23 protein-coding genes are annotated in these 26923 nt (G+C 38.9%); 21 read left to right on the top strand and 2 right to left on the bottom strand.

Going from position 1 to position 26923, the window contains the following annotated elements:
• Positions 1 to 9 precede the first annotated feature (9 nt).
• The 7 genes from NXS00_RS18385 to NXS00_RS18355 all read left to right on the top strand — a co-directional run bounded on the left by NXS00_RS18385 (position 10) and on the right by NXS00_RS18355 (position 7802).
• Positions 10 to 951: an MlaD family protein gene (locus tag NXS00_RS18385; protein WP_258100724.1), complete on the top strand. Its 942-nt coding sequence runs from the start codon at positions 10 to 12 to the stop codon at positions 949 to 951.
• Positions 952 to 1010: 59 nt separating this feature from the next.
• Entirely contained in the window at positions 1011 to 2639 is a 1629-nt protein-coding gene (locus tag NXS00_RS18380) for an acyl-CoA carboxylase subunit beta (RefSeq protein WP_258100723.1), read from the top strand.
• A 69-nt stretch (positions 2640 to 2708) separates the two neighbouring features.
• Complete coding sequence (locus NXS00_RS18375; protein WP_308709433.1) at positions 2709 to 3563, top strand: transglutaminase-like domain-containing protein; 855 nt, start codon at positions 2709 to 2711, stop codon at positions 3561 to 3563.
• Positions 3564 to 3680: 117 nt separating this feature from the next.
• Complete coding sequence (locus NXS00_RS18370) at positions 3681 to 5600, top strand: fasciclin domain-containing protein (RefSeq protein WP_258100722.1); 1920 nt, start codon at positions 3681 to 3683, stop codon at positions 5598 to 5600.
• An 81-nt stretch (positions 5601 to 5681) separates the two neighbouring features.
• Entirely contained in the window at positions 5682 to 6692 is a 1011-nt protein-coding gene (locus NXS00_RS18365) for a sensor histidine kinase (RefSeq protein WP_258100721.1), read from the top strand.
• Positions 6689 to 7438 (top strand): LytR/AlgR family response regulator transcription factor, encoded by a 750-nt coding sequence (locus tag NXS00_RS18360; protein WP_258100720.1) that lies wholly within the window; start codon positions 6689 to 6691, stop codon positions 7436 to 7438. The genes NXS00_RS18365 and NXS00_RS18360 overlap by 4 nt, the downstream gene beginning before the upstream one ends.
• Before the next feature lie 7 nt (positions 7439 to 7445).
• Positions 7446 to 7802, top strand: a complete 357-nt coding sequence (locus tag NXS00_RS18355; protein WP_258100719.1) for a hypothetical protein — start codon at positions 7446 to 7448, stop codon at positions 7800 to 7802.
• Here NXS00_RS18355 and NXS00_RS18350 read toward each other — a convergent pair.
• Positions 7799 to 8404 (bottom strand): 4'-phosphopantetheinyl transferase family protein, encoded by a 606-nt coding sequence (locus NXS00_RS18350; RefSeq protein ID WP_258100718.1) that lies wholly within the window; start codon positions 8402 to 8404, stop codon positions 7799 to 7801. The two genes, NXS00_RS18355 and NXS00_RS18350, sit on opposite strands and share 4 nt — an antisense overlap.
• Before the next feature lie 48 nt (positions 8405 to 8452).
• On the opposite strand from NXS00_RS18350, the gene NXS00_RS18345 reads away from it, so the two are divergent.
• The 3 genes from NXS00_RS18345 to folB are packed head-to-tail and all read left to right on the top strand — an operon-like array spanning position 8453 to position 10524.
• On the top strand, positions 8453 to 9364 hold the full coding sequence (locus NXS00_RS18345; protein ID WP_258100717.1) for a WD40 repeat domain-containing protein: 912 nt from the start codon (positions 8453 to 8455) through the stop codon (positions 9362 to 9364).
• A gap of 23 nt (positions 9365 to 9387) precedes the next feature.
• On the top strand, positions 9388 to 10173 hold the full coding sequence (locus NXS00_RS18340) for a DivIVA domain-containing protein (RefSeq protein WP_258100716.1): 786 nt from the start codon (positions 9388 to 9390) through the stop codon (positions 10171 to 10173).
• Positions 10174 to 10524, top strand: coding sequence for a dihydroneopterin aldolase (gene folB / locus NXS00_RS18335; protein WP_258100715.1), 351 nt, complete (start codon positions 10174 to 10176; stop codon positions 10522 to 10524).
• Here folB and NXS00_RS18330 read toward each other — a convergent pair.
• Positions 10521 to 10820 carry a HesB/IscA family protein gene (locus NXS00_RS18330; RefSeq protein WP_258100714.1) on the bottom strand — a complete coding sequence of 100 codons (300 nt, stop codon included), beginning with the start codon at positions 10818 to 10820 and terminating at the stop codon, positions 10521 to 10523. The genes folB and NXS00_RS18330 overlap by 4 nt on opposite strands.
• Positions 10821 to 10876: 56 nt before the next feature.
• Between NXS00_RS18330 and NXS00_RS18325 the strand changes: the two genes are divergently transcribed.
• The 11 genes from NXS00_RS18325 (at position 10877) to NXS00_RS26885 (ending at position 26840) form a co-directional block, all read left to right on the top strand.
• Positions 10877 to 11398, top strand: a complete 522-nt coding sequence (locus tag NXS00_RS18325) for a DUF7935 family protein (RefSeq protein WP_258100713.1) — start codon at positions 10877 to 10879, stop codon at positions 11396 to 11398.
• A gap of 3 nt (positions 11399 to 11401) precedes the next feature.
• Complete coding sequence (locus NXS00_RS18320) at positions 11402 to 11791, top strand: YkvA family protein (RefSeq protein ID WP_258100712.1); 390 nt, start codon at positions 11402 to 11404, stop codon at positions 11789 to 11791.
• Positions 11792 to 11812: 21 nt separating this feature from the next.
• A complete protein-coding gene (locus NXS00_RS18315) occupies positions 11813 to 12493 on the top strand; it encodes an NAD-dependent epimerase/dehydratase family protein (protein WP_258100711.1) in 681 nt (226 codons plus the stop codon).
• A complete protein-coding gene (gene dtd, locus NXS00_RS18310; protein ID WP_258100710.1) occupies positions 12490 to 12939 on the top strand; it encodes a D-aminoacyl-tRNA deacylase in 450 nt (149 codons plus the stop codon). The genes NXS00_RS18315 and dtd overlap by 4 nt, the downstream gene beginning before the upstream one ends.
• A gap of 75 nt (positions 12940 to 13014) precedes the next feature.
• Complete coding sequence (gene lepA / locus NXS00_RS18305) at positions 13015 to 14805, top strand: translation elongation factor 4 (RefSeq protein ID WP_258100709.1); 1791 nt, start codon at positions 13015 to 13017, stop codon at positions 14803 to 14805.
• 64 nt (positions 14806 to 14869) lie between these two features.
• Positions 14870 to 15748, top strand: a complete 879-nt coding sequence (locus tag NXS00_RS18300; RefSeq protein WP_258100708.1) for a bifunctional 5,10-methylenetetrahydrofolate dehydrogenase/5,10-methenyltetrahydrofolate cyclohydrolase — start codon at positions 14870 to 14872, stop codon at positions 15746 to 15748.
• Positions 15723 to 16358: a 7-carboxy-7-deazaguanine synthase QueE gene (locus NXS00_RS18295; RefSeq protein WP_258100707.1), complete on the top strand. Its 636-nt coding sequence runs from the start codon at positions 15723 to 15725 to the stop codon at positions 16356 to 16358. Before NXS00_RS18300 ends, NXS00_RS18295 begins: the two co-directional genes overlap by 26 nt.
• On the top strand, positions 16313 to 18241 hold the full coding sequence (locus NXS00_RS18290) for an OmpA family protein (RefSeq protein ID WP_258100706.1): 1929 nt from the start codon (positions 16313 to 16315) through the stop codon (positions 18239 to 18241). The genes NXS00_RS18295 and NXS00_RS18290 overlap by 46 nt, the downstream gene beginning before the upstream one ends.
• Positions 18242 to 18460: 219 nt before the next feature.
• Positions 18461 to 21661: a SusC/RagA family TonB-linked outer membrane protein gene (locus NXS00_RS18285; protein WP_258100705.1), complete on the top strand. Its 3201-nt coding sequence runs from the start codon at positions 18461 to 18463 to the stop codon at positions 21659 to 21661.
• Between the two features lie 12 nt (positions 21662 to 21673).
• On the top strand, positions 21674 to 23179 hold the full coding sequence (locus NXS00_RS18280; protein WP_258100704.1) for a SusD/RagB family nutrient-binding outer membrane lipoprotein: 1506 nt from the start codon (positions 21674 to 21676) through the stop codon (positions 23177 to 23179).
• 256 nt (positions 23180 to 23435) lie between these two features.
• Positions 23436 to 26840 carry a PKD domain-containing protein gene (locus NXS00_RS26885; protein WP_308709425.1) on the top strand — a complete coding sequence of 1135 codons (3405 nt, stop codon included), beginning with the start codon at positions 23436 to 23438 and terminating at the stop codon, positions 26838 to 26840.
• Positions 26841 to 26923: the final 83 nt, after the last annotated feature.

The following is a 26923-nucleotide window of genomic DNA, read 5'->3' as shown; positions in this document are numbered from 1 at the left end:
CGCGCTAGCATGTCAAGAGAATTCAAAGTAGGACTAATTGCACTCATCGCTGGAGTGCTTCTGTACTACGGCTTCAATTTTTTAAAAGGGAACGACTTTTTTTCACCTACTAATAAATATTATGTCCTGTACGATAATGTAGAAGGATTAAATAAATCGAACCCAGTGATTATTAATGGTCTGGCAGTAGGGAGAGTAAGTCGTATCCAGCTTCTTCAAGATGCGAATAACTTAATCTTGGTAGAGTTGGATATAGATGAGAGTTTGCAACTGGGAGATTCTACCGTGGCGTCTTTGTCCAATACCGACTTTTTAGGTAGCAAGGGAATTATTCTGGATGTTGGGCCATTGACTAATCCCATAGAGCCAGGAGATACATTAATTCCGTTTCAAGATAAAGGTTTAAGTGAACTATTTGCGAGTGCAGAACCAGTTGCGAGTAACTTGAATACGACGATTACTCGTGTCAATGAAATTTTAATTGGACTGAAAGGTTCTGGTGAAAAAATTAACGAGACCTTAGATGAAGTAAAGATCATGACCAAGAGTGTCAATGAGATTATTGGTGAAAACCAATACAAATTGGCTCAGATCATGTCAAATACTTCTTCGGTTATAGCTAAAATCAATGATAAATTAGATCGCATTGATCCGTTGATGAATAAAGCGGATGGAGTACTTGATTCACTGAACAATCTAGAAATTAATAAGACTCTGGCATCCGTCAGGGGTACTCTGGATAGTTTAAATTCAACTATCACCGCATTAAAAGACCCGAATGGTACTCTGGGCAAATTTATTTCTGATGACTCGTTGTACAATTCGATCCAAAAAACGGTATCCGACTTTGATAGTCTCGCAAATCATTTGAATTATTACCCGAAACACTTCTTTGCGCCATTAGGAAAGAGTCATAAAAAAGTGATGCGGGATCTTGAAAAAGAGGATTGATACCCCAAAAGTCAATTCTCTTACTTACGTATTAACCCAAACACCCCAATTGTATTTTTATGGATTTAAAATTCAATAAAAACGAAGATTCCAATAAACTCCTTTTATCAGAGCTGAAGCGAAAGCTTGTCAAAGTTCATGAAGGTGGAGGAGCAAAGAAACTTGAAAAGCTTCATGAAAAAGGTAAGTTCTCTGCCAGAGAGCGCATCGAATATCTAGTTGACTCTATGGATACGTTTCTCGAAGTTGGCGCATTTGCTGCCGATGGAATGTATGAAGAGTGGGGTGGATGTCCTTCTGCCGGAGTAGTGACAGGAATAGGTTATGTGTCTGGTCGTCAGTGTGTGATTGTTGCCAATGATGCCACAGTGAAAGCCGGAGCCTGGTTTCCAATGACGGCTAAAAAGAACCTAAGAGCGCAAGAAATTGCTATTGAGAACAAACTCCCAATAATTTATTTAGTAGACAGTGCAGGGGTTTTCCTTCCTATGCAGGATGAAATCTTTCCTGATAAAGAACATTTTGGAAGACAGTTTAGAAACAATGCGAAGATGTCTTCTGAAGGAATCATCCAAATAGCTGCTATTATGGGAAGCTGTGTGGCAGGAGGAGCTTACTTGCCCATTATGGCTGATGAGGCCATGATTGTAGATAAAACCGGATCCATATTTTTAGCTGGAAGTTATTTGGTGAAAGCTGCTATTGGTGAAGATGTAGATAATGAAACATTGGGTGGTGCAACAACTCATTGTGAGATTTCTGGTGTTACAGACAATAAATATCCGGGAGATAAAGAATGCCTGGATGCAATCAAAAGAACTTTCGAGCGAATTGGCGACACAGACAAAGCAGGATTTAATCGAATTAAGCCTGCTCCACCAAAAGAAGACCCAAACAATATTTTTGGTCTTTTCCCGAATGATCGTAGCACGCCTTATGATATGGTTGATATCATTAAGTGCATGGTGGATGACTCGGAGTTTGAGCAATACAAAGAGCTCTACGGGAAGACACTTGTCTGCGGATATGCTCGTATTGATGGGTGGAGTGTAGGAATTGTAGCTAATCAAAGAACCGTAACCAAGACAAAGAAAGGAGAGATGCAGATGGGCGGAGTTATTTACTCTGACTCAGCAGACAAGGCCGCACGATTCATCATGAACTGTAATCAGCGCAAAATCCCATTGGTATTCCTTCATGACGTGAATGGGTTTATGGTAGGCAGTAGATCAGAGCATGGTGGTATCATCAAAGACGGTGCTAAAATGGTCAATGCAGTATCTAATTCCGTAGTGCCAAAGTTCAGTATTGTGATGGGTGCATCTTACGGTGCGGGGAACTACGCGATGTGTGGTAAAGCATATGATCCTCGTTTGATCTATGCTTGGCCAAATGCTCAAATCGCTGTAATGAGTGGGAAGTCGGCAGCAAAAACGCTCTTGCAAATCAAGGTTTCGGCGATGAAGGCTAAAGGCAAAGAGATCTCTGAGGAAGATCAGCAAAAGATGCTTGATGAGATCAAAGCTAGCTACGACGCGAAACTGAGTCCATATTATGCTGCCTCTCAACTATGGGTGGATGGTGTAATAGATCCGTTAGAAACCAGAAAGGTTATTTCCATGGGAATAGAGGCAGCCAATAATGCACCAATCGAAAAATCCATGAATGTTGGTGTGATTCAAACATAGAAATGGTTTACTTTGGCTGTTTAGGATAATTGATATCTTAATAATTCAAGTAACTCTAGACACAATACATTGATCAAGGATAGCGAATTAAAGGCGTTAGTTACCCTTCTTGAAGACGAAGATGAGGAAATTGTAACTCATGTTGAGCAAAAGCTCATGGAGATAGGGACTGGTGTGATTCCCCTGTTAGAGGCAGAATGGGAGACCAATTTCAATCCTATGATTCAACGCCGAATAGAAGATTTGATTCACACACTGCAGTTTGAGTTATTTCAGGAGCGTTTGGTTGATTGGAAAGAAAATCGGGCGGATAATCTTCTGGAGGGTCTTTGGTTGGTGGCTACATATCAATACCCTGATCTTGATATTGATGAACTGAAACAAAATGTTCATCAACTCTACACGGAGGTTTGGAGAGAGTTTTCTGAAGAATTAATGCCTTTTGATCAGGTACGAATCATGAATAGCGTCCTTTTCAATAAGTTTAAGTTTAGAGCAAATACCAAAAATTTCCATTCTCCGGCTAATAGCATGATCAATGCGGTTTTGGAGTCTAAAAAAGGTAATCCAATATCTCTTTGTTCGGTATACCTTCTGATTGCCAAGAAAATGGAAATTCCCGTTTATGGTGTTAATCTTCCGAATCTGTTCATTTTGAAATACGAAAGTGAAGGCACGGAATTTTACATCAATGCATTCAACAAAGGTTTGATCTTTTCAAGAGATGATATCGACAATTATTTGGATCACTTAAATATTCCACCGCAGGATCTTTTCTATGAGCCTTGTAGTCATTTGGATATTGTGCTTAGGTCTTTGAGAAACCTCATTGTTTCGTTTGAGAAATTAGGGGATTACCATAAGTCCGATGAAATCAAGATTGTGCTCAAACGACTTGATGATCAATATACCGGATTCGAATAATCAGTTTGGAACTTGATTTAGTTAATTCAGTAATTCATTTAGTCAGTTGAGAAGCCTTATTAATTCTAAAACATAGTGTTCAGGTTATTGATGATGTAACTAAACATCACAATAATCATGAATAAACTCAATTTTACGAATTCAAAGCTTTATTTGAAGCTGCCTTTATTAATACTTATTGCAGTATCGGTATTGACGACAAGTTGTAATGATGAAGATCCTGATGATATGGATAACGAGGTGGTTAACCAGACTATTCTCGAAATCGCTCAGGAAACCACTGAATTAAGTACGTTGGTATCTGCTGTAGGCGGATATGACGATTTGGTCGCTGCACTTGGAGATACTGAGGCATCACTAACTGTTTTTGCACCAACCAATACAGCATTCCAAACACTCCTTGAGGTTTTAGGCTATTCCAGTCTTGATGAAGTACCTGACGATTTATTGAAGCAAGTACTACAGTACCACGTGGTGGGAAGCGCTGCTATGTCTTCGGATTTGAATGATGGACAGAGTTTGGAAACTCTCCTTGAAGGAGAATCTGTTCTGGTAAGTATTAATGGCTCAACAGTAATGATTAACATGAGTACTGTTGTAACTGCAGACATTGAAGCCACTAATGGCGTAGTGCACGTTATTGATGCGGTACTTGTACCTTCATTTATTGCTGTTAGTGACATTGTGGAGCTAGCAGTGGCAACTGGTGATTTAAGTATTTTGGTACAGGCATTAACTAAATTTGATGATTTAGTGGAAGCACTAAGTGATAATTCCGGACAGTTTACGGTTTTTGCGCCAACCAATGAGGCTTTTGCAGATTTATTGGGTATAGTAGGACAAGAAGAACTTGATGATATCCCTGAAAGTGTACTTAGAAGAATATTAGAATATCATGTGGTTTCAGGAACTGTGGCAGCCTCAGGAGACCTTTCTGATGGACAAGAAATCGCTACGCTTTTAGATGGAGAATCAGTAAAAGTAACTTTAGGCTCTTCTGTTCAGATTGACAATGCAACAGTAGTCACTGCAGATGTTAACGCAATAAATGGTGTAGTGCATATCGTTGACGCAGTGTTAGTCCCTTCTTTAGAAGCGAGTATTGTTAATACTGTGGTTGAGCCGGCTTATTTCAACGCTGATTTCACAACGTTGACGTCAGCTGTAGTTAAGGCTGATTTGTTGTCTACATTAATAGATAGTGAATCGTCGTTTACCGTTTTTGCCCCAACTAATGCGGCGTTTGAAGCAGCGGGAATTACCTCATTAGATGACTATTCAGCAGAACAGCTGGCAGATATTCTCCTTTACCATGTATTGGATTTTGAGGCCGATCAAGAGGCAGTTGCGGCACTTGGAACAGGTAGTGCAGTGCCATCGCTAGGAGGAAACTCTTATCTGTCTATCAATGCAGATGGAATATTCCTAAATGGGATATCTCAAGTGGTTGCGACAGATATTGCAGCTGATAATGGAGTGGTTCATGTTATTGACCGAACGTTATTACCACCTTCAAGTAATATTGTTGATATCGCAGTTGCTGCTTCTCAGGCAACAGAAGCTGAATTCGGGCAGTTGGTTGCCGCTCTTACAGCAGTTGAAAATGATGCATCCGCTCCAAACTTGATTACAGTTTTATCTGATGCGGACGCAGCTTTTACTGTATTTGCCCCAACTGATGCGGCTTTTCAGACACTGTATGATGCAGTAGGGGATCAAGATGAAGATGGAGATGCTGATATTACCGATCTGGTCTCTGCTGCAGGAGGTCTTGAAGTCATTGCTAGTGTGTTGCAGTATCATGTAGTTTCGGGAAGGGTGTTCTCAACCGATATTCCAAACCTGCTCGATGGTAGCTCAGATGTGAGTGTGTCTACCGTGTTGACTGACGCCAGCTTCACGCTAAACTCTGATCTTACTATCACTGCGACTGATGGTGCATTAGGAATTGGATTGGATAACGCCGCTATTGTTGGAACTAACATCTTGGGAACAAATGGTGTTATTCATACAATTGATCAGGTGATTTTACCATAATTATTGATTTTGATTGATTAGATAGTGAATTTAGGGAGTTGTCATTGATGGCTCCCTAATTCTGTAATTTGACCTTCATTTATGTTTAAGTCACGCTATAGGTTTTTGTATATTTTACTTTTAGCAGTTTATTCTTACCTCAATATCAAGTTTACGGAGGGGGATCAACTGCTGGGAGGTAGTGTGTCTGAGGTATACCTGATAGTGTTAATTGGTTTCCTTGTTTTAGCTGTTTGGGAAAGCAATAGGCTACTATTTAATTTTTACAAACATCACTTAGATGTCTCTACACCGCGTTTTTTGGTTGTCGGTTTTTTGTTGAGTTGGGTGCATGTAGTATTGTTTTCAGGCATAAGTGCCGGAATAAGCTCTGTATTTCATATTCAGCAGTTTTTGGGAGCGCTCAAGTTGTCTTTGGGTTTTGTATTCCGGGTCAATCTATTTTTGCATTGTGTCAACGCAATTATTTATTATCAGCAGCAGCTTCAACAATCAAAGTTGGATGTGGAGATCGCTCAGAAAACTAATGTTATTGCAAATTACAATGCGCTAAAACGTCAGATTAGCCCTCATTTCTTGTTCAACTCCTTAAATGTATTGGATGAATTAATCGCTCAAGACCAGGAGTTAGCAAGTAAGTTTTTATCCAGGCTATCAAAGGTCTATCGTTATGTAACTCGAAACCAAACAGAAGATCTTGTTAGTTTAAAGGAGGAAATTGAATTCATTAAGTCCTATATCTACCTGATAGAGATAAGGTACAGAAATCTTTTAATTGTAAAACTGAATGTGGATGAAATGGCCTTGAAAAAGATGATTTTGCCAGCGGCATTGCAGTTGTTGATAGAAAACACAATCAAACACAATGAAGTGTCCTCATCTAAAAAATTAGTTGTTACTATCTGGTCAGATTCAGATTATTTAATCGTCGAAAATCCCATTCAGCCAAAAGTTTCTGCTTCCAAAGAATCACTGGGAGTAGGATTGCAAAACATTATTAAGAGGTATGAGTTCTTCATTGACAAAAAGGTAATTATACTAAATGACGGAAGTGTGTTTAGAGTTAAGCTGCCTTTGTTAACCAGTGAATGATGAATGTTGCTATAGTAGAAGATGAACCTTTTGCAGCAGAGCGTTTAGAGCGCTTGTTGGATCAGGTATCGATAAATTCGAAAGTGATTAGTAAACTTGACTCTGTTAGTAAGGCGATAGAGTATTTCAGTCAGGGTTGCACCGATCTAGATCTCGTGTTCATGGATGTTGAATTGGCAGACGGAGTTTGTTTCGATATTTTCAAACAAGTAAATCCTGAAGTGCCTATCATTTTCACCACAGCATATGATCATTATGCCATTAAAGCTTTTGATGTGAATAGTCTTCACTACCTACTCAAGCCTGTGGAAGTTGCAGACATAGCTAAAGCGATTAATAAATATCAGACTAATCGCCAAATTCAAGGATTGGATGTGTTGCTAGGCTTAAAGAAATCTCAGCAATATAAAGGACACTTTTTGGGTAAAATAGGAGATAAATTGATACATAAGTCGATTGATCAAATTGCCTATTTCTACTCTGAGGATAAAAATGTAAGCTTTGTGGATTTGAAGAAAAGGCGATATTTCATTGATTACAATCTGGATGAGTTGATTACTTCTTTTCTAGATCCTTCCTTATTTTATCGAGTCAGTAGAAAATACGTCGTGCAACTTAATAGAGTATCAACACTAGTCAAGCATCCAGGTCAGCGACTCAAGGTTATTCTAGATATTGATCAAGAGCATGAGATTATAGTCAGTAAGGAAAGAGTTTCTGAATTTAAATCCTGGATCAATCATTAATCGGCTTATGAAAAAACTATTCATTATTGTTCTGCTATCCTTTATTGCTGTATTTGCTGAGGCTCAAGTGGCCACATCGCTTGATAGTTTGAAAAAGGAAATTTTGGCATTAGATGAGTATGTTCAGAACATAGATTTGCGAATGGAGTCTAGCAAATCTAGATTTCAGGCGGGTATCATTGTTTCCACCATTGGTTACTCCACAGTGATTACCGGAGGGCTTATGCTCGGACGAGAAAATGATCAGCTTGGTCAGGCACTATTGGTGACAGGTGGAATCACAGGAATCGTGGGTACTTATTTACTTACAGATGCTTTTCGGTTACTGGCTGGAAAAAAGGACAAGCGAAAAAAGAAACGCTAGATGCTATATGCGAGGTAGTAGTCTTTTACAGCTTCGTAATGGATTCTGTATCGTTGCTCGTCCCCATCTTTTTTAATCAGGCCATTCATGATTTCATCTGATTCGAACTCAATGAACGTTTCGTCTTTCATGCTGAGTTTTTTGCGACCATAGATTTTATACAAAGCTTCTTTTCCACACCAGATCGCACAAAGCTTTTCAAGGTTATTTAAGTAAGCCGTTTCTGTATCGTTGACAAACTTATCTTGTATTCGAATCAGTTTACTGCGCATTCGTTCCAGATCTATACCACATGGACTTTCCTTATGAATCATCGCAGCAGCCATTGGAAATGAATGGGAAATGGAGATTTCTACATCAGTGCCTATGAGATGAGGTTTGCCTGTTTCTCGTGCAGCCACACCCTGATAGTCGATACCAAATTGTGCACATAGGCTTTTGATTAGAATGCGGCCTACAATCCATTCAGCGAGTCTTGTGGGGTTCATATTGGTAGGAATTTCTTCATCTACCATACTCAAGAGAACTTGATTGGTTTCTTGAATGTTCCACACAGCATATGCCGCACAAGGACTTATTTGTTTAGATAATAATAAAGGCATGACCTAATCTGATAACCTTAATTTAATTTTACATCGAATTTATTGATTATGAGCGCAATTCAAGTAAAAAAACAGCATACTTTAACCGGACATAAAGATTGTTTGTACACGCTCTGTCGATACAATGACTCTGTATTTTTCTCCGCAGGGGGAGATGGAATGGTTGTGCGGTGGGATTTGAATGATCCGGAAACCGGTCAGATGATCGTAAAAGTGCCTTCATCTGTGTATGCGATGACTTTTTCTGAAAAACACAATTTGCTTGTGGTAGGTCAGAATTTTAGTGGAATTCATTTGATTGATGTTGATAAGAAAGAGGAGGTTGGTTCGCTGAAAATTACTGATGCCGCCATTTTTGATATCAAAGTAAATGATGAGTTCATTTATGTAGGTACTGGATCGGGTGAACTGCTTCAGATTGATTGGAATCTGAACATAACTAAATCTATTAAGTTAAGTGAGGTAAGTGTAAGAACCTTAGCTATTTCTCTAAAAGGGAATGAAATAGCAGTGGGTTCAAGCGATTACCAAATTCGAATATTGGATTCTAACAACTTGGAAACCAAAAAGGAGTTTAAGGCACATGAAATTTCTGTGTTTTCGCTTCGTTATCATCCACAGATGCCGGTGTTGATAAGTACCAGCAGGGATGCTCGTTTCAAAGTTTGGGATATCGATAATGATTATCAGTTGGTAGAAGAGGTGGTTGGTCATATGTATGCGATCAATCATTTGGACTTCAGTCCCGATGAAAAATACTTTGCAACATGCAGTATGGATAAGTCCGTTAAGGTGTGGGATGCTCGGGAATTTAGATTGCTAAAAGTGATCGATAAAGCACGTCATGCTGGTCATGCCACATCTGTGAATAAGCTCTTGTGGATGGATTATCACAATTGGTTAGTATCTTGTAGCGATGATCGCACCATCTCAGTTTGGGAAATTGAGCATTCAGTTTAATTTTATTCTAGAAAGCAGGAACAATGAAAATTACTCCGTTAGAAATAAGACAGAAAAATTTTGAGAAGAAACTTCGTGGATACGATAAGGATGAGGTGAGTGCATTTCTCCTGTCACTGTCCAACGAATGGGAGCGTGTTCTCGATGAGAACAAGGAGTATAAAATTAAGCTAGATCAGGCTGAAAAGGAGGTTCAGAAGCTTCGGGAAGTGGAAAGTTCATTGTTCAAAACGTTGAAAACTGCTGAGGATACCGGTGCTAATTTGATTGATCAAGCGAATAAAGCTGCAGAACTTCATTTGAAAGAAACTCAGATGAACGCAGAAGCAATGATGTCTGAGGCTAAATCTAAGGCGAAGAACATCATTGAAAAGTCGGAGATGGAGGCGCGCCAGATCATTGAAGAGATGCAGGATGCGATCAAAGAACTGGAGCAGAATTATAAATCCCTTGAGAACCATAGAGATAACATTGTTTCGGAACTGAAAAACTTCTCTGATGATTTGCTGGACAGAGTTAATAGGACGGTCAAGCAAAAGGGTGATTTTAAAATGGAGGATCATACCAAGCGCGTAAAAGCATTGGTTAGAGAATCTGAAGAGAGAATTAATAAAGAAAATCTACAGGTGCGTCCAGTGAAGATGAATCCTATTAAGCAGCCAGAGGTGAAAAAGCCAGCTGCTTCACAGCCTGTGGAAGAACCGAAACCTGTTCGTACAGCTCCTGTACGAACGCCAAAACCAAAAGATAGAGTCGCAAGCAAGCCTGCAAGCGGTGGAAGTTCATTTTTTGATGAGTTAGAAGAGTAAATGGGTAAAGTAGCTTTAGAGGGAATGGAGTTTTATGCTCGTCATGGATACTATGAGGAGGAGCGTAAAATCGGAAATAAATATAGTGTGGATGTGGAGCTGGATGTGGATTTTACCGATGCAGCTATGGATGACAAGCTGGAAGGCACGGTTAACTATGAGCGGGTCTATGAAGTAGTGGCTGAAGTCATGAACATCGATGCGCAGTTATTGGAGCACCTGGCTGGGAAAATGATTCGTCAGCTCAAAACCGAATTTCCACAAGTCAATCAGGTGAAAGTGAAGGTGAGTAAATACAACCCACCGATCAAAGGTCTTTGTCACAGAGCTGTAGTGACCCTAGAAGGTTAATTGGTTTTGGCAGGATCTGTGAATACAAAGCCACGTGCATCAGATCCTTCATAGAAATCCACTTCTTTGCCAATAAGAAACATCATTTCACGTTTTTGGATATAGACAGGAATGCCATCTACATCGTAGCTCTGGTCATTTTCCTTTTCCTTATCAAAACCCAGGATGAATGAAACACCACAGCCACCGCCTTTCACACCAACACGTAAGCCATATCCCTCAGGGATTTTCTTATTGTTGATGATGTCTTTGATTTCTTTTCGAGCTTTCTCAGTAATATGTATGGGCACATTCATAACGCCAAAGAAAATACTTAATTTTGATTCTTAACCTAACCGCTAACACCAAGATTATGGAGATGGTTTACGACCTGTTAAAAATTACGATACCTGCAGTGCTTGTTTTGTACAGTACATACTTGATGGTACGTTCCTATTTTACCAAGCAGATGGATGAATTGCATCTGACTTTGAGACACAAAAATCAGGAAACAGTACTTCCAGTAAGAATGCAAGCATATGAAAGAGTGTGTTTGCTGTTAGAGCGGATCACTCCCAATAATTTGATTCCTCGAGTGAATGAAAAGGAGATGACTGCCGGTCAATTGCAAGCAGTGATGGTTTCAGAAATTCGAAGTGAAATGAATCATAATCTCTCTCAGCAAGTTTATATGTCAGATGACGCATGGATCTATGTGAAAAGTGCTGTGGAACAGCTGATTTCTATGATCAATGAGTCAGCAAATGAACTTCCTGGTGATGCTACTAGTTTAGACTTAGCAAGAAAGGTGTTTGAGAAAAACATGGCTAATCAAACAGATACCATTTCAGGAGCACTGACATTTATTAAAAGTGAGATAAGAGAATTATTTTAGTGTATGAGCAAATTCAAAATTGATAAGATTTTCAAAAAGGCCAAGGAGACCCTTACCGAGAATGAGAAGGTAAAGGGATTAATCTCTGAGGTGAAAGACAAAGTAGAGGAAATCAATTCAGATTCTGATGAGCGAACTACTTTTATCTATCAATTGCAAGTGATCATTAGAATGGTCCGAGCTCATATCAATGGCTCATACAGAGCTTTTTCAGCAACAACCATACTTACTCTGGTATTTGCATTGGTGTACTTTATCACACCAATAGATTTGATACCGGATTTTATACCAGCTTTAGGCTTGACGGATGATATTTCGTTGGTGTATTTCATTTTCAAGAGTCTTGCGGATGATATCGCAAAATTCAGAGTTTGGGAAGAAGCCAATGCGTAACTAAAATCTTAAAAGCTATTTATGCCAAATAATTCAGCACTTGTAATAGGTGGAACCGGGCTTGTAGGACGTGCTCTGGTGGATATTTTATTGGAGAATACGTACTATTCTACGATCAAGTTAGTTAGTCGTCGGTCCTTGAATCTTCACAATGACAGAATCGAAGAAATCATCATTGATGACTTTGATAAACTCGAGGAATATGCTGAGCAGCTTAATGCGAATGACTATTTCTGTTGTCTGGGCACAACTATCAAACAAGCCGGATCAAAAGAGAAATTCAAAAAAGTAGACTTAGAGTACCCGCTAGTGTTAGCTAAAATTGCGAAGCAATCTTCCCTGTTTAGGCAGTTCTTGATTGTAACGTCTGCGGGAGCTAACTCCGATTCTCCCTTGTTTTATAATCAAGTAAAAGGTGAGGTAGAGGATAAGCTTCGCGAAATGAAGTTGTCTGCTTTGATGATCTTCAGACCTTCCTTATTATTAGGTGATCGGGAGGAGTTTAGACTCGGCGAAACCATTGCCAAAGGCTTTTCAGCGTTTTTAAGTTTCTTCATGGTTGGGTTAAAGAGAAGACTTTGGTCTATCAAAGCTACGGACGTTGCTAAAAGCATGTTTTTAATAGCACGAGATCAGCGTAGGGGATTAAAAATTATGAGCTCAAGTGATATGACTAATCGTCTTAAATCTTTTGGATTTTGATAGCAGTCGTACAAAAAGTTTCTGAAGCCTCAGTAACAATTGAGGGGAATGTAAAAAGTGAAATTGGTAAAGGTCTTCTGATCTTGTTGGGAATAGAAGATGCTGATAATCAGGAAGACATTGACTGGCTGGCGAAGAAAATTGTCAATATGAGGATCTTTGAAGATGCTGATGGAGTAATGAATGAGAGTCTGCTAGATCAGAATGGAGAGCTCTTGGTTGTTAGTCAGTTCACTTTACATGCTTCTACTAAAAAAGGAAATCGTCCATCTTATATTAAGGCGGCCAAACCAGATGTGGCTATTCCACTTTATGAAAATTTCATTAAAACCATTGCTTCATACGGTCGGCCTGTTCAGACTGGAGAGTTCGGTGCTGATATGAAAGTGGCATTGGTAAATGATGGTCCTGTAACGATCCTAATGGATACCAAAAACAAGGTGTAATCCACTGAAAACCTTTTGCCTAATGCGTCATTATTGATGCATCTTTATACTACCTTTGCAGACTTTTAATTAGGTATGAAGCACATTAGGAATTTCTGCATCATTGCACACATTGATCATGGTAAGAGTACACTGGCTGATAGACTCATTCAGAATACCGAAACTGTGGCTGATCGCGATATGCAAGCGCAGCTTTTGGATGACATGGATTTGGAGCGTGAGCGTGGTATTACCATCAAGAGTCATGCTATCCAAATGTACTTTCCATACGAAGGCACAGAGTACACACTCAATTTAATTGACACTCCTGGTCACGTCGATTTCTCCTATGAAGTATCAAGGTCTATTGCAGCTTGTGAAGGAGCTCTATTGATTGTAGATGCAGCTCAGGGAATTGAAGCACAGACTATTTCAAACTTGTATCTTGCTTTAGAACATGATTTGGAAGTAATTCCAGTGCTTAACAAGATTGACCTTCCTGGGGCTATGATCGAGGAGGTTTCTGATCAGGTGATTGACTTGCTTGGTTGTGCTAAAGAAGATATAATTCATGCCAGTGCAAAAGAAGGTATTGGTATTTCAGAAATACTAGAAGCAATCGTTAATCGAATTCCTGCTCCAACAGGAGATCCTGAAGAGCCTCTTCAGGCGATGATTTTCGATTCAGTTTTCAACTCTTATAGAGGTATAGAAGTTTTCTTCAGAGTATTTAATGGTACGCTGAAATCAGGGGAAAAAGTAAAATTCGTGAATACAGGTAAAACGTATGACGCTGATGAAATTGGTGTGCTTCGTTTGTCTCACGAAAAGAAAAAAGAAATCTCGGCAGGTAATGTAGGTTACCTTATCTCCGGAATCAAAGTAGCGAAAGAAGTAAAAGTGGGGGATACGATCACACACGTGAACAGACCTACTCAACGTCAGGTAAAAGGTTTTGAGGATGTGAAACCGATGGTATTTGCTGGTATTTATCCAGTGGAAACCAGCGAGTTTGAGGAGTTGAGAGCATCTATGGAGAAGCTTCAGCTTAATGACGCATCTTTAGTCTGGGAACCTGAAACATCCATGGCACTAGGATTTGGATTCCGTTGTGGATTCCTGGGGATGCTTCATATGGAGATTGTTCAGGAGCGTTTGGAGCGTGAGTTCGATATGACCGTAATTACAACGGTTCCATCCGTGCAGTTCCATGCCGTAAGTGATGATGGATCAATTAAAAAAGTAAGTGCTCCTTCAGAATTGCCTGAGCCTAACTTTATTTCACATATCGAGGAGCCGTTTATCAGAGCACAAATTATTACGAAGGCTGATTATATCGGTCCTGTGATTGCGCTATGTATGGATAAGCGTGGAGAAATCAAGAATCAAGTGTATTTGACTTCAGACAGAGTGGAGTTGACATTTGAATTGCCACTTGCGGAAATAGTATTTGATTTCTTTGATAAACTAAAAACTATTTCCAAAGGATATGCATCATTGGATTATGAGTTAATTGGCTATCGTCAATCAAACATGGTTAAGTTAGATATCATGTTGAACGGGGATAAAGTCGACGCACTTTCTGCAATTGTACATAGAGACAAAGCATATGAGTGGGGAAAGAGACTTTGTGAAAAGTTAAGAGAATTGATCCCGCGTCAGATGTTTGAGATTGCCGTTCAGGCATCAATTGGAACTAAGATTATTGCTAGAGAAACCGTGAAAGCTATGCGTAAGAACGTATTGGCAAAATGTTACGGTGGTGATATCTCTCGTAAGCGTAAACTTCTAGAAAAACAGAAGAAAGGTAAGAAACGTATGCGTCAGGTTGGTAACGTGGAGATTCCTCAGGAAGCATTCATGGCCGTACTTAAACTTGACTCATAATACATATTTAGGATAAACAGATTAACCTACTGACCCTAAACCTAAAACTTCAAATTAATCAGAGATGCCGACGATTTTAGATGGTAAGAAAGTAGCTAGCGACATTAAAAATGAGATTTCAGCAAGAGTAGAGGAGCGTAAGTCTAAAGGATTTCGTGCACCAAATCTTGCGATAATCATCGTAGGTGATGATGGAGCTAGTCATACTTATGTTAATGGTAAAATAGCTGCTTGTAAGTCGGTAGGTTTTGATTTTACATTGATGCACTTTGCTAGTACAATTTCTGAAGAGAAGTTGCTAAAGCATGTAGAGAATTTGAATAGCGATGAAGATATTGATGGCTTCATTGTACAGCTTCCTTTACCAGAGCATATTTCTGTAGAGAAAATTACAGAAAGCATTAAGCCAGAAAAAGACGTAGATGGCTTTACCAATCAAAACTTTGGATCTATTGTATCTAAAAATCAATTGATTCTCCCGGCTACACCTTTCGGTGTGATGGAGCTATTGAGAAGGTATGATGTGGAAACTGAAGGTAAGCATTGTGTAATAGTTGGTGCTAGCCGATTGGTAGGTGCGCCGCTTGGTATGATGATGACTGAAAGCGCACATGCTACGGTGACCCTGTGTCATAAATACACTAATGATTTAGCTTCTCATACTAAGTCTGCGGATATTTTGGTTGTTGCAGTAGGTAAGCCAGGTCTGATCTCAGAAGACATGGTGAAAGAAGGAGCTGTAATTGTGGATGTGGGAACCACTCGCGTAGAAGATAAGACTAAAAAGTCCGGATTTAGGCTCTCAGGAGACGTTGATTATGATACCGTAGCTCCTAAAACTTCATTTATTACTCCTGTTCCAGGTGGAGTTGGCCCTATGACTATCGCATCACTATTATTGAATACACTCAAAGCTTATGAAGACCAGAATCCAGAGGGATAATGGACTAATTATAGATGAATTACCAGTAATGGAATCTTTCCTCACTGTCCAAGGTGAGGGAGGTCATACTGGAAGTGCTGCCTATTTTATTCGTTTAGGGGGATGCGATGTAGGATGTGTTTGGTGTGACGTGAAAGAATCATGGGACCCAGAGGCTCATCCTACCCAAACAGTAGAAGATATTGTGAATGAGGCTTCTAAGCAGGGAGTTAACATCGTAGTGGTTACTGGTGGAGAGCCACTAATGTATAACCTCGATCACTTTACTCATAGTTTGCATTCTGCAGGCCTCAAGACCCATATTGAAACTTCAGGAGCTCACTCATTATCTGGGAACTGGGACTGGTTGTGCTTTTCACCGAAGAAGTTTATGGCTCCTAAAGATGAATTCTATTCTGCGGCAGATGAGTTAAAAGTAGTCGTTTACAATAAGTCTGATTTTAAGTGGGCTGAAGAGCATGCAGCCAAATGCGCAGATAAAGTCAATTTATTTCTTCAGCCTGAATGGTCCAAGAAAGACCAAATGCTTCCCCTGATCGTTGAGTATGTAAAGAAAAATCCTAAATGGCGTATATCTTTACAGACTCACAAATACATGGACATTCCTTGATTTTCAGAAAGACATTTGCTTTTACTCTTTTTATTTTCCTTGTTTCTTCAGTAGTCAATGCGCAGGAATTCAGCAAGAAGGCTGTCAAATTAACAGAAAAAGCTGACGCACTTATCAAAGAAAGAGATTTCACGGAAGCAGTAGAGTTGTATAAAAAAGCAATAGAGACTGATCCTTCTTTTCCTACTCCATATTTCAAGTTAACGGGTGTTTATACAGTTTATCAACAGAAAGACTTAGCGGTAGAGTATTACAATAAAGGAATACAAGCAACGCCTCAAAGCAAGGTTTCAGATAAGATGTGGGCCGCAGCAGCTAAAATGAATTATGAGGCAGGCAATTATGAAGACGGTTTAAGTGCGATAAACCGCCTTGCTAAACCGGATTCCTTGTTAAAGCTTAGTCTTGAATTTGCTGTTAAATCTCAGTCTTCGAAAGTTTCTTTAGAAAAGGAGGAGTTGCCCGAAGAGATCAATGCTTTTGGAATGCAGTACTTTCCTGTATTGACAGTGGATGAAAGTAAGATCATCTATACCAAACGGGATAATGCAGGTCCTTCTTCCGATGAAGATATTTATATCAGTACAAAGATTAATGGAAACTGGATACCAGCTCAGCCTATTTCTAACTCCATTAATACGACATTTAATGAAGGCGCGTGCTCTATTTCTGCCGATGGACGGATGTTGATCTTTACAGCTTGTGAGGGTAGGAAATCTTTTGGGAGTTGTGATTTGTATGTGACCTATCGTAATGGTAACAATTGGTCTAACCCAGAAAATCTTGGGGATAGTATCAATAGTAGGTATTGGGATTCTCAGCCGGCTTTGTCTGCGGATGGTCGGACATTATACTTTTCATCTAACAGGCCAGGAGGAATTGGTAAAAGAGATATTTGGGTTTCGAAGAAGACAGAGAACGGATGGTCAACGCCAAAAAATTTAGGTCGACCTGTAAATACAGAGAAAGACGAGACCACTCCATTTATACATGTCAATGGAAAAGCACTATTCTTTTCATCTGACGGACATTATGGGCTTGGAGGGTTGGACTTATTTGTTAGTGAGAAAAATGATGGATGGAGTTTACCTGTTAATTTAGGCGTTGCTGTGAACTCTCCAAACGATGAAATTTCTTTATTCATCAATGCGGCTGGCAGCTACGGTTATTATGCAATAGAGAATTCAGCAGGACGAAGAAGCTCAGAGTCTGTCATTACTAAGTTTAAAATACCTACAGATACATTATTGACAAGTAAGGCTAGTTATGTTACTGGAAGGGTGCTCGATAAAGAAACTGGTCAGGTTTTAGGAGCCAATTTTAAAATGAACAACCTGCAAGATCCTGATGATGTGTATTTTGTGGAATCTGACTCGATATCTGGAAAGTATTTCTTGGTTTTAACACAGGGTAATCAGTATGGAGTTTTTATAGAGAGAGAAGGTTATTTGTTTGAGAACTTATCTTTTACTGCCGGAGACAACTCCATTCTGGAGCCAGATACTGTGGACATTTTATTAAGTCCAATCAGAGAAGGGGAGTCTGTGGTTCTTCAAAACATCTATTTTGAAGTAGATAGCTATAATTTGGATAATAGAAGTTTAGTTGAACTTGATGATTTGGTTCAATTTATGAAGAAGAATCCAAAGTTGAAGTTTTTAATAGAAGGACACACTGATAATACAGGGTCTGAATCGTATAATTTGGAGCTTTCTAAGTTGCGCGCTCGCACCGTATATGACTATTTACTTGCTCATGGAATACACAGTTCCCAGGTTGCCTACCAAGGTTTTGGAAGTGCTAAACCCTTGGAAACTAATGATAATGTGATTGGTCGCGGTAAAAACCGGAGAATTAATATTACTGTCTCTTCAAAAATCTAATAAAAATTATATTTTCTTCTATTCCCTCAAAACCTGTCAGAATTTTGTAAATCCACTGGTATTGCCATATTTTCAAAAATTTAATTTTGATTTTAAGTATTTAGTAACATTTTAAATCTTGTTCTAAGTATTTGTCAAAGGAATTTATTTGTATGATATGATGTGAATTGTATAAATTGTCAGTTGAAACATACTTTGTACAATTTTAAACAGCACATTATGAAGAGGATTCTACTTCTTAGTGCAGTGTTACTTTGCATCATGAGCAATGTGGCATGGGCACAAAGAACTGTGTCTGGAACTGTGTCCGAAGAGGACGGAAATACAATTCCAGGTGTTAATGTGGTTCTGAAAGGAACCAGTAATGGTACCACATCAAATATCGATGGTACTTACAGACTAAGTATTCCTGAAGAAGGCGGTACTTTAGTTTTTTCATTTATTGGATTGGCTACTCAAGAAGTTGAAGTAGGTTCAAGGTCAGTAGTGAATGTAACAATGCAGAGTGATGTTCAACAACTTACTGAAGTTGTTGTAACAGCATTAGGTATTGAGAGAGATAAAGAATCTTTGGGTTATGCTACACAAGAAGTAGCTGCTGAAAACCTAAGAGTAGCTCGTGAAACGAACATCAACACTGCTCTAGCTGGTAAAATTGCCGGTGTACAGATCGTGTCTGGTTCTGGTGCTAAGTTTGGTGCTCCAGTTGTTCGTATTAGAGGTATCAGAGGTTTGAGTGGTAACAGCCCACTTTATGTTTTGGATGGAATTGTTGTTCAGGATCCTTCATCGATCAACATGGATAACATCGCTAACTTGAACGTATTGAAAGGTGCGAACGCTGCTGCTTTGTATGGTAACAGAGCAAGAGATGGTGTAGTTATCCTTACATCTAAGAAAGGTGTATCTAAGGATCAAGTTAGTATTAGCTTGAACCAAACTACTATGTTTGAGAAAGTTTACATCCTACCGGAATATCAGAATGAGTATGGTGGAGGTTATTCTCAGGATTTTGCTACATTCAACTACGATCCAAGTATTCATGATGCAGGATTGGCAGGATTGGATGGGATGCCAATGACTGAATTCTACGCTGATGAAAGCTGGGGTCCTAAGTTAGATGGTAGAATGGTTGCCCAGTGGGATGCATTCACAAAAGGAACTGCTGGATACGGTCAAGCAAGACCTTGGAATTCTAATCCTGATAACGTAAGAGATTTCTTTAGAACTGGTGTGACCAATACAACTGGTGTTACTGTTTCTAAAAGTGGTGACAAATACAATTTGAATACTACAATCACTAGATCTGCTAGAACTGGTGTGATGGAAAACACAGATCAAGAGAAACTATATTTCAACTTAGGTTTGAACGCTAACTTGACTGATAAGTTAGAGCTTGTTGCTGCAGCAAACTATAATAAGACTTCAACTTTTGGTAACTTGTTTGAAGGTTACAATAGTGTGGGATCAAACGTGAATCAGTGGTTCCAGAGACAATTGGATATTGATCTATTGAAGAAATACTATCAAATGCCAGATGGCTCTTATACAAGTTGGAACATCAACTCACCAACTGATCCAACTCCATTATATTGGGATAACCCATACACAACAGTTTATGCAAACTCAAGCGAGTGGGAAAAGCAAGTTTACAGTGCGAAATTTGCGTTGAACTATGAGATCATTGATGGCTTGAAAGTTTCTTTACAAGCAACAAGAGATGCTCAGAATTACTGGTCTGAAAGTAGAACAGCTTCAGGAACATTGAACCTGTCTGGATACAGCACAAGTGCATATGACAGATTTGAGGATAACATCCAGGGTATGTTAAGCTACAATAAAAGATTCGGTGAAACATTATCATTAGTAGCAAACGCTGGTGTTAACTTCAGAACAAATAACTTCAGAACATGGAACATGGGAACTTCTGGAGGTTTGAGTGTGGATAACCTATTCAATATCTCTGCTTCAGTGGATCAAGCTACAGTAGGAAACTACGTTGGTCAAAGTAAAGTGAATAGTTACTTTGGACAGATTTCACTTGGATTTAGAGATTTCTTATATTTCGATGGAACATTGAGAGCAGATTATGACTCTAAATTACCTAACGGTAACAATGCATTCATTTACCCTTCTACATCAGTATCTTTCGTGTTCTCTGAACTAGTAGATTTAAGCTTCCTTTCTTATGGTAAATTAAGAGGTGGTTATGCAAGAGTAGGTTCTGAGGTTGATCCTTACTCAGGTGATGTTTACAGAACTCAGCTTACTTATCCTTTAGGAATTGCTTATGATGGTAACGCAATCACATCTGTTCCTAATAGATTGATTGATCCAACTCTTGAGCCAGCAACTACATCTTCTCAAGAAATAGGTCTTGAATTAGGTTTCTTGAACAATAGATTGAAAACAGATTTCTCTTACTACTATCAGGATAACTCAAATGAGCCTTTGGATGTAACTATTCCTGCATCTTCAGGAGGTAGTGTTTTCTTGACTAACTCTGTAGAGTCTCATACTAAAGGTTGGGAACTTTCTATCGGAGGTACTCCTGTTAAATCAGCAGGTGGATTCAACTGGGATGTGAACTTCAACATTGCTCAGAACACTACAGTAATCGATAACTTAGGTTATGGTGATCCAGAAGAAGATGATGCTTTTGCTTTATCTAACGGATTTAGAGGTACAAGCACTGTTGGTGGCTGGGGAGGTATCCAGGCTGTTGCTAGAGAAAATGCTGAACTAGGAGTAATCGTAGGTCGTAAATTCAGAAGAGATGATGATGGTAATATCGTTGTAAATACAGATGGAACTCCACTTTATGATGACGGTGAAGATTTAGGTCAAATGCTTCCTGATTTCACTGGTGGTATGTTCAATAGATTCTCTTACAAGAATTTTGAAATGTCATTTACTATTGATTACCAATTTGGTGGTATGTTCCACTCAATCAGTAGAATGTTTGGAGCATATTCAGGTTTGACTGCTGAAACTGTTGGTACTAACGACAAAGGCAATCCAATTAGAGATTCTCCAGAAACTGGCGGTGGATTAAGCTTTGGTGGTGTGTACGAAGATGGTTCTGCTAACACAACTTACCTTGCTGCTGATGAGTACTGGAAAAGTTTATTCGCTCTTCACGAAGCATGGATGTACGATATGACATTCATCAAGATGAGAGAAATCAGAGTTGGTTACAACTTCCCTGCTAGTATGTTAGATAAAACTGGTGTGCTTAAAGGCGCTTCTATTGCATTGGTTGCTAATAACCCATGGTTAATTCATAGCAACGTTGATGGAATAGATCCTTCAGAAATCAGTGGAGATTCAGAAACATCTAGAAACAACGGTGCATGGGTAGAAAGTGGTAACCTACCAGGTACTAGATCATTTGGATTTGACCTGAAATTGAAATTCTAAGAAAGATATATCATGAAAAATATATATATATTATTAGTTCTTACAGGCCTAATATCATACTCATGTGGATGGGATGATTATGGTGATTATGTAATAAACTCTAATGCTTCAACAACACCTAAGACAAGTGCATTACTTACTAATAGTATGCTAAGTCTTGGTGGTACAATCACAGCTACTCAGGGTGCATTGTATGTTCAGTACATTGCTAACAGTCAGTATACATCTGCTGATAACTACACAACTGTTAATTTCTCTTCAGATGGATTCTATAGTGGTCCTCTTGCAGATTTGCAAAAGATCATCGATATGAATACCAATGAAGAAACTATGGCAGAGGCGGCAAGAGATGGTTCTAATACTAATCAAATTGCTATTGCTAGAATTCTTCAGTCGTATTACTACCTTCATATGACCAACAGATGGGGAGACCTTCCTTATTCTGATGCGTTGAAAGGAGCAGCTGCTGAACCAGTAATCACTCCTGAATATGATACTCAAGAGGCTATCTATGATGGTTGTATTCAAACACTTAAAGATGCTGTAGCGATGATTGATGCTAGTGGTGATCCTATAAGTGGTGATATCCTGTTTGGTGGTGATATGGATATGTGGGAGAAATTTGCTAACACAACTAGACTAATTGCTGCTGCAAGGTTGTCAGAAGTTTCTCCTTCTAAAGCTGCTACTGAATTTGCTAGTGCTTACAGTGATGGTGTTATAGCTCTGGATAATTCTGAAAATATCAGCTACAGATACTTAGCTGTTCAGACTTATGAAAACCCATACTATAATTCATTTGTAACTAGTGGTAGAAAAGACTGGACTATTGCAGATCCTTTGATGAACTACATGCAAATTGATACATATACTAGTCCTCACCCAGGTGCTAAAGGATCAGGTATGATGGATGTGATTGCAGATCCAAGATTGCCAGTTTATGCGAATCCAGTTGAAAATACTACAACTTATGTAGGTATGCCATATGGATTGACTGAGGCTGCTGCTGGATCCATTTCTAACAGTGCTGTATCTTTCTTAGGTGATGCGTTTAGAATGCAAGATACTCCTGCAGACATCTACACTTCTGCACAAGTGGCTTTCACTTTAGCTGAAGGTGTTGAGAGACGCTGGATAACTGGAGATGTTCAAACTTTTTATGAGCAAGGTATACAGGCTTCTCTTGCTCAACATGGTGTAGATGCAGATTATGCTACTTATATCACAAACAGTGAGGTTGCTTTTGATGCTTCTAGAGCTATAGAGCAAATTGCTTACCAGAAATGGGTTGCAATATTCCCTAATGGATATGAAGCTTGGGCTGAATGGAGAAGATTAGGTTTCCCTACTTTGGCTCCTGCTGATAACGCACAAAATGAAAGTGGTGAAATACCAACAAGACAAGGTTACAGTACAAGTGAAAGAGACTTGAACTCTAGTAACTATAATGATGCTATTTCAAATCAAGGCTGGGCTGCAGATGATTTGGATGGTAAATTATGGTGGGATGCTAATTAATCCTATAAACTAAGAATATCAATATTTTAAAAAGACTACCTAAAAAGGGTAGTCTTTTTTTATGCCAATAAGACAAAGGGAAAGGATGCTACAAAAGCTTGATGGTATTTTAAAATTGTGTGCAACTTTCCTCAATTATTCTAGGTCTGCCAAATATCATAATGATGATATGTAGATTTATCAATACACTTAAGAGCTCTATTATTTATATTTAGCATAGTTTTTAAATACTCTTGATTGTATTGAATTAGCTGAAATGATTGTAAAAAATAGTTTGTTTATACTTCTTATTCTTTTGGGATTTCTTTCTGAAGCCCAAGAAAGTAGAAAAGGGACTCCAGTAATTTGTCCGGCAATAACTAAGCCGAATGACTTTAAGTTGTTGTCAAGAATCCCTCATAACACACGTTCAGCGCAAGGACAATCCGCAAATGGTATTTTTGAAGTAGAATATATAGGCTTTTCTGATGAGGCTCAGATAGCATTTCAATATGCTGTAGATATATGGGAGTCTATTTTGAAATCGGATGTCAAAATACGTGTAAAGGCAACTTGGGAGCCTTTGGAATCTGGGGTTCTTGGTGCAGCGGGGGCAACTACATATTTTAGAGATTTTGAGAATGCACCAGAATCAAATACTTGGTACCCAATTCCTCTTGCAGAGAAAATTGCCGGAATAGATCTTAATGGAGAGGATGAATTTGATATTGAAGCTTCATTCAATAGCAGCTTTAGTAATTGGTACCTAGGAACTGATGGTCAGGGATCAGGCCAATATGATCTTGTGTCGGTTGTTCTTCATGAACTTGGGCATGGTCTCGGGTTTATATCCGGAGAAGATTATGATGATACCGATGATACAGGGAGATGGGATTTGCAAGAAACTGGTTTTCCAATGATTTTTACGAAATATTTGGAAGATGGGGTTGGTACTAACATTATATCTCTTCCAAATGGGAGTACTGAAATTGGAAGCTTTCTAACTAGTGCTGATGTTTATGTTTCCAGTGAATTAGTAAATAGTGCAAACAGTGGGCCTGCAAGAGTTTATGCCCCATCAAATTATGATTTAGGGTCAAGTATATCACACTGGGATGAATCAACATTTAATAATACTGCGAATGCATTAATGACACCAGCTGTTGCTCCGTCGGAGGTTATTCACGATCCTGGAATTATTACATTAGGTTTTTTTGCTGACATGGGATGGTTTAGAACAGATATAGACCACAGTCCATTGCTAGTTGCTGATGTTAATTCACCATTGAATTTTAAAGTAACTCTGGCATCTGATACTACACTTATTACCGATGACTTTGTGGTGAATGTTTATTATGATGGAGGTGATACCGTAGCATATAATTTAGCAGAAGTTAGTTCAGGTGTTTTCACAGTTAATGTAAGTCCTGATGCTACTAAGTCATCCCTCAATTACTATTTCGATGGATTAAGTGATGCGTTGAGTAAAAGTTACAGAGTTCCAGAAATAGGGAGCTATGAAGTAACACTAACTAGTTTAAGTTCTATAAATCCTCCATTTACTACAAGTGACGGTGGTGATTTTACTTCTGATGCTGCTGGTTTCATTGCCTCGAGCAATATTTCAGGTCAAGGGCTCTGGGAACTAGGTATTCCAGTTGACAAATTTGAAAATTATTCTTCTCAGGCTTGGGTTACGGGGTTATCCAATACAATTGTGTCTCCAAATCAAAGTATTGAAAGCGCATTAGTAAGTCCTGTTTTCGATTTGAGTGATGAATCTAAAGATTATGTTTTAAGCTTTGATTATTTGGGTGAATTCTCTGAGTTTGATTATGCAGGAGTGTTTTTTAGTTTGGACTCCGGGGTTACTTGGTCTAAGCTGGGTAATGCTAATGATGGATTGGGGGAGTCATGGTATCAATCTATAGCCTATGGTGATTTTTTTGGTGTTGATACAAAGGATTCGGACGATTCATATGAATTGAAAACAGCGAGTTATCCTCTTTACGGCATAGTTGGTAACTCCGTAATGATTAAAATATCGTATTTTTTGCTATCTGGTGGGCAAAATTCAGAGTATGGAAATGAGGGTGTGTTGATTGATAATTTTCAAATTCTAGCATCTGATCCTACAGCTCGTTTTTATTCAGCTGACACAACTTTTAATTTCCCCAATCAAGAAATTGAGTTTTTTTACGCTTCATCTGGGGCAACTAGCTATCTGTGGAACTTTGGTGATGGAACCACTTCTGATGTCCAAAATCCAATTCACATATATGATCAGGGAGGCAGTTTTGATATCTCATTGACAGTTAATTATCCTAATGGTTCGTCTTCTTTTACAAGAGAAAACTATATCACTGTAATCAGTCAAAAAGGTTCGACCTATCAATTGAGCGATGGTGGAAATTTTGAAAGTTCTACTTCTGATTTTATTGCTGTAAATCTCGCAGGAACTGGATTTGAATTGGGTAATTCAGATGTTCCAGGAAAAGATGGGACAAATTCTGGAGATTTGGCATGGGTGACTGGTCTTGCAGAAGGTAATTATGCTAATAACTCAGAAGCATATTTGTATACTCCAGAATTTGATTTTGCCATCATCGGTGATTATGAAATGTCATTCTTTGCGAAGTATTCATTTGAGAATCTTTGGGATGGTTTTATAGTAGAATATACCACTGATAGAGGACAAACATGGACAAAGTTAGATGAGCAAGTGCGTGAAGAATGGTATGATGATTTGTCAGATCCTAACGCAATTTTTGGGAATGGGGTCCCGATATTTACCGGTATCTCAGATGGTTTTGAGCAAAAGAAAGTAGATGTAAGTTTCTTGAGTGGTTCCAATCATGTTTCTTTCAGGTTTGTGTTTTTAACAGATCCTGCGGAAGTTGATGCTGGCATGGCAATCGATGACTTTGAATTGATTGGGCCCGGACTAGGGGAAATAGCACCTGCATTTTCTAGTGAGTTGACTAGTGGGAATTCCGGTTGTTCTGGTGTTGCGTATACATTTTATAACGAATCAGAAGGTGCCATATATGACTTGTCTTGGTATTTCGGTGAAAGTGCTTCTCCGGTTCAGGCTTCTGGTCCTGGTCCACATATTGTAGAATTTGTTGATGCAGGCAGTTACAATGTGGTTTTGACAGCCGCTGATCAAAGTTTAAATACTATTAGTGTAGACACTACTTTCAGCGTTTCACCAACTCATGAGCCGATAGTTACACAATCTGGAAGTGGCCCAACAGTAGATTTAAGTTTATCTGCTGGTGATAGTTATCAGTGGTTTTTGGATAATGAAGTTCTTACAGAAGAAATAGGGCAAACCATAAAAGCCTCAAAAAGTGGTACATATTCTGGTGCTGTGACTATTGGTGAATGTACTATGACTACATCAGGAATATACATTGTGGCCGCTGAAGAGGAAGCCAATATGATAGAACTGTATCCGAATCCTGCGTATGATGTTTTGAATGTACATATGTACGAGCGAATAAAATCAGTTCATCTTATTGAACTTTCAGGATCTGTAATTGCTAGTTGGAGTGTTCCAGATGGTGCTCGAAGTTTATCTCTGAGTGATCATTGGAAGAAATGTAGTTCAGGTACTTATGTTCTCAGTTTTACTACCTATGAGGGGGATGTGCTAAGTTATAAAGTCATTAAGAAATAAGAAAAATCATATCGTTTGAAGGCTCAATGAAAATTGAGCTTTTTTTATGCCTTCGCATTTCAGAATTACCAGTATTCATACGA

The organism is Marinoscillum pacificum, assembly GCF_024714495.1.
In the GTDB taxonomy this organism is placed as follows: domain Bacteria; phylum Bacteroidota; class Bacteroidia; order Cytophagales; family Cyclobacteriaceae; genus Marinoscillum; species Marinoscillum pacificum.
The sequence above is the reverse complement of the archived record's forward strand: the minus strand, read 5'-3'. Positions and strand labels throughout refer to the sequence as shown.

Coding starts and splice junctions, on each gene's coding strand:
- NXS00_RS18350 (WP_258100718.1), bottom strand. CDS start 8,404: ATGCCTTTATTATTATCTAAACAAATAAGTCCTTGTGCGGCATATGCT.
- NXS00_RS18340 (WP_258100716.1), top strand. CDS start 9,388: ATGAAAATTACTCCGTTAGAAATAAGACAGAAAAATTTTGAGAAGAAA.
- lepA (WP_258100709.1), top strand. CDS start 13,015: ATGAAGCACATTAGGAATTTCTGCATCATTGCACACATTGATCATGGT.
- NXS00_RS18365 (WP_258100721.1), top strand. CDS start 5,682: ATGTTTAAGTCACGCTATAGGTTTTTGTATATTTTACTTTTAGCAGTT.
- NXS00_RS18385 (WP_258100724.1), top strand. CDS start 10: ATGTCAAGAGAATTCAAAGTAGGACTAATTGCACTCATCGCTGGAGTG.
- NXS00_RS18315 (WP_258100711.1), top strand. CDS start 11,813: ATGCCAAATAATTCAGCACTTGTAATAGGTGGAACCGGGCTTGTAGGA.
- NXS00_RS18370 (WP_258100722.1), top strand. CDS start 3,681: ATGAATAAACTCAATTTTACGAATTCAAAGCTTTATTTGAAGCTGCCT.
- NXS00_RS18330 (WP_258100714.1), bottom strand. CDS start 10,820: ATGAATGTGCCCATACATATTACTGAGAAAGCTCGAAAAGAAATCAAA.
- NXS00_RS26885 (WP_308709425.1), top strand. CDS start 23,436: ATGATTGTAAAAAATAGTTTGTTTATACTTCTTATTCTTTTGGGATTT.
- NXS00_RS18360 (WP_258100720.1), top strand. CDS start 6,689: ATGATGAATGTTGCTATAGTAGAAGATGAACCTTTTGCAGCAGAGCGT.
- NXS00_RS18380 (WP_258100723.1), top strand. CDS start 1,011: ATGGATTTAAAATTCAATAAAAACGAAGATTCCAATAAACTCCTTTTA.
- NXS00_RS18285 (WP_258100705.1), top strand. CDS start 18,461: ATGAAGAGGATTCTACTTCTTAGTGCAGTGTTACTTTGCATCATGAGC.
- NXS00_RS18280 (WP_258100704.1), top strand. CDS start 21,674: ATGAAAAATATATATATATTATTAGTTCTTACAGGCCTAATATCATAC.
- NXS00_RS18295 (WP_258100707.1), top strand. CDS start 15,723: ATGAAGACCAGAATCCAGAGGGATAATGGACTAATTATAGATGAATTA.
- NXS00_RS18345 (WP_258100717.1), top strand. CDS start 8,453: ATGAGCGCAATTCAAGTAAAAAAACAGCATACTTTAACCGGACATAAA.
- NXS00_RS18320 (WP_258100712.1), top strand. CDS start 11,402: ATGAGCAAATTCAAAATTGATAAGATTTTCAAAAAGGCCAAGGAGACC.
- NXS00_RS18290 (WP_258100706.1), top strand. CDS start 16,313: ATGGCGTATATCTTTACAGACTCACAAATACATGGACATTCCTTGATT.
- folB (WP_258100715.1), top strand. CDS start 10,174: ATGGGTAAAGTAGCTTTAGAGGGAATGGAGTTTTATGCTCGTCATGGA.
- NXS00_RS18300 (WP_258100708.1), top strand. CDS start 14,870: ATGCCGACGATTTTAGATGGTAAGAAAGTAGCTAGCGACATTAAAAAT.
- NXS00_RS18325 (WP_258100713.1), top strand. CDS start 10,877: ATGGAGATGGTTTACGACCTGTTAAAAATTACGATACCTGCAGTGCTT.
- NXS00_RS18355 (WP_258100719.1), top strand. CDS start 7,446: ATGAAAAAACTATTCATTATTGTTCTGCTATCCTTTATTGCTGTATTT.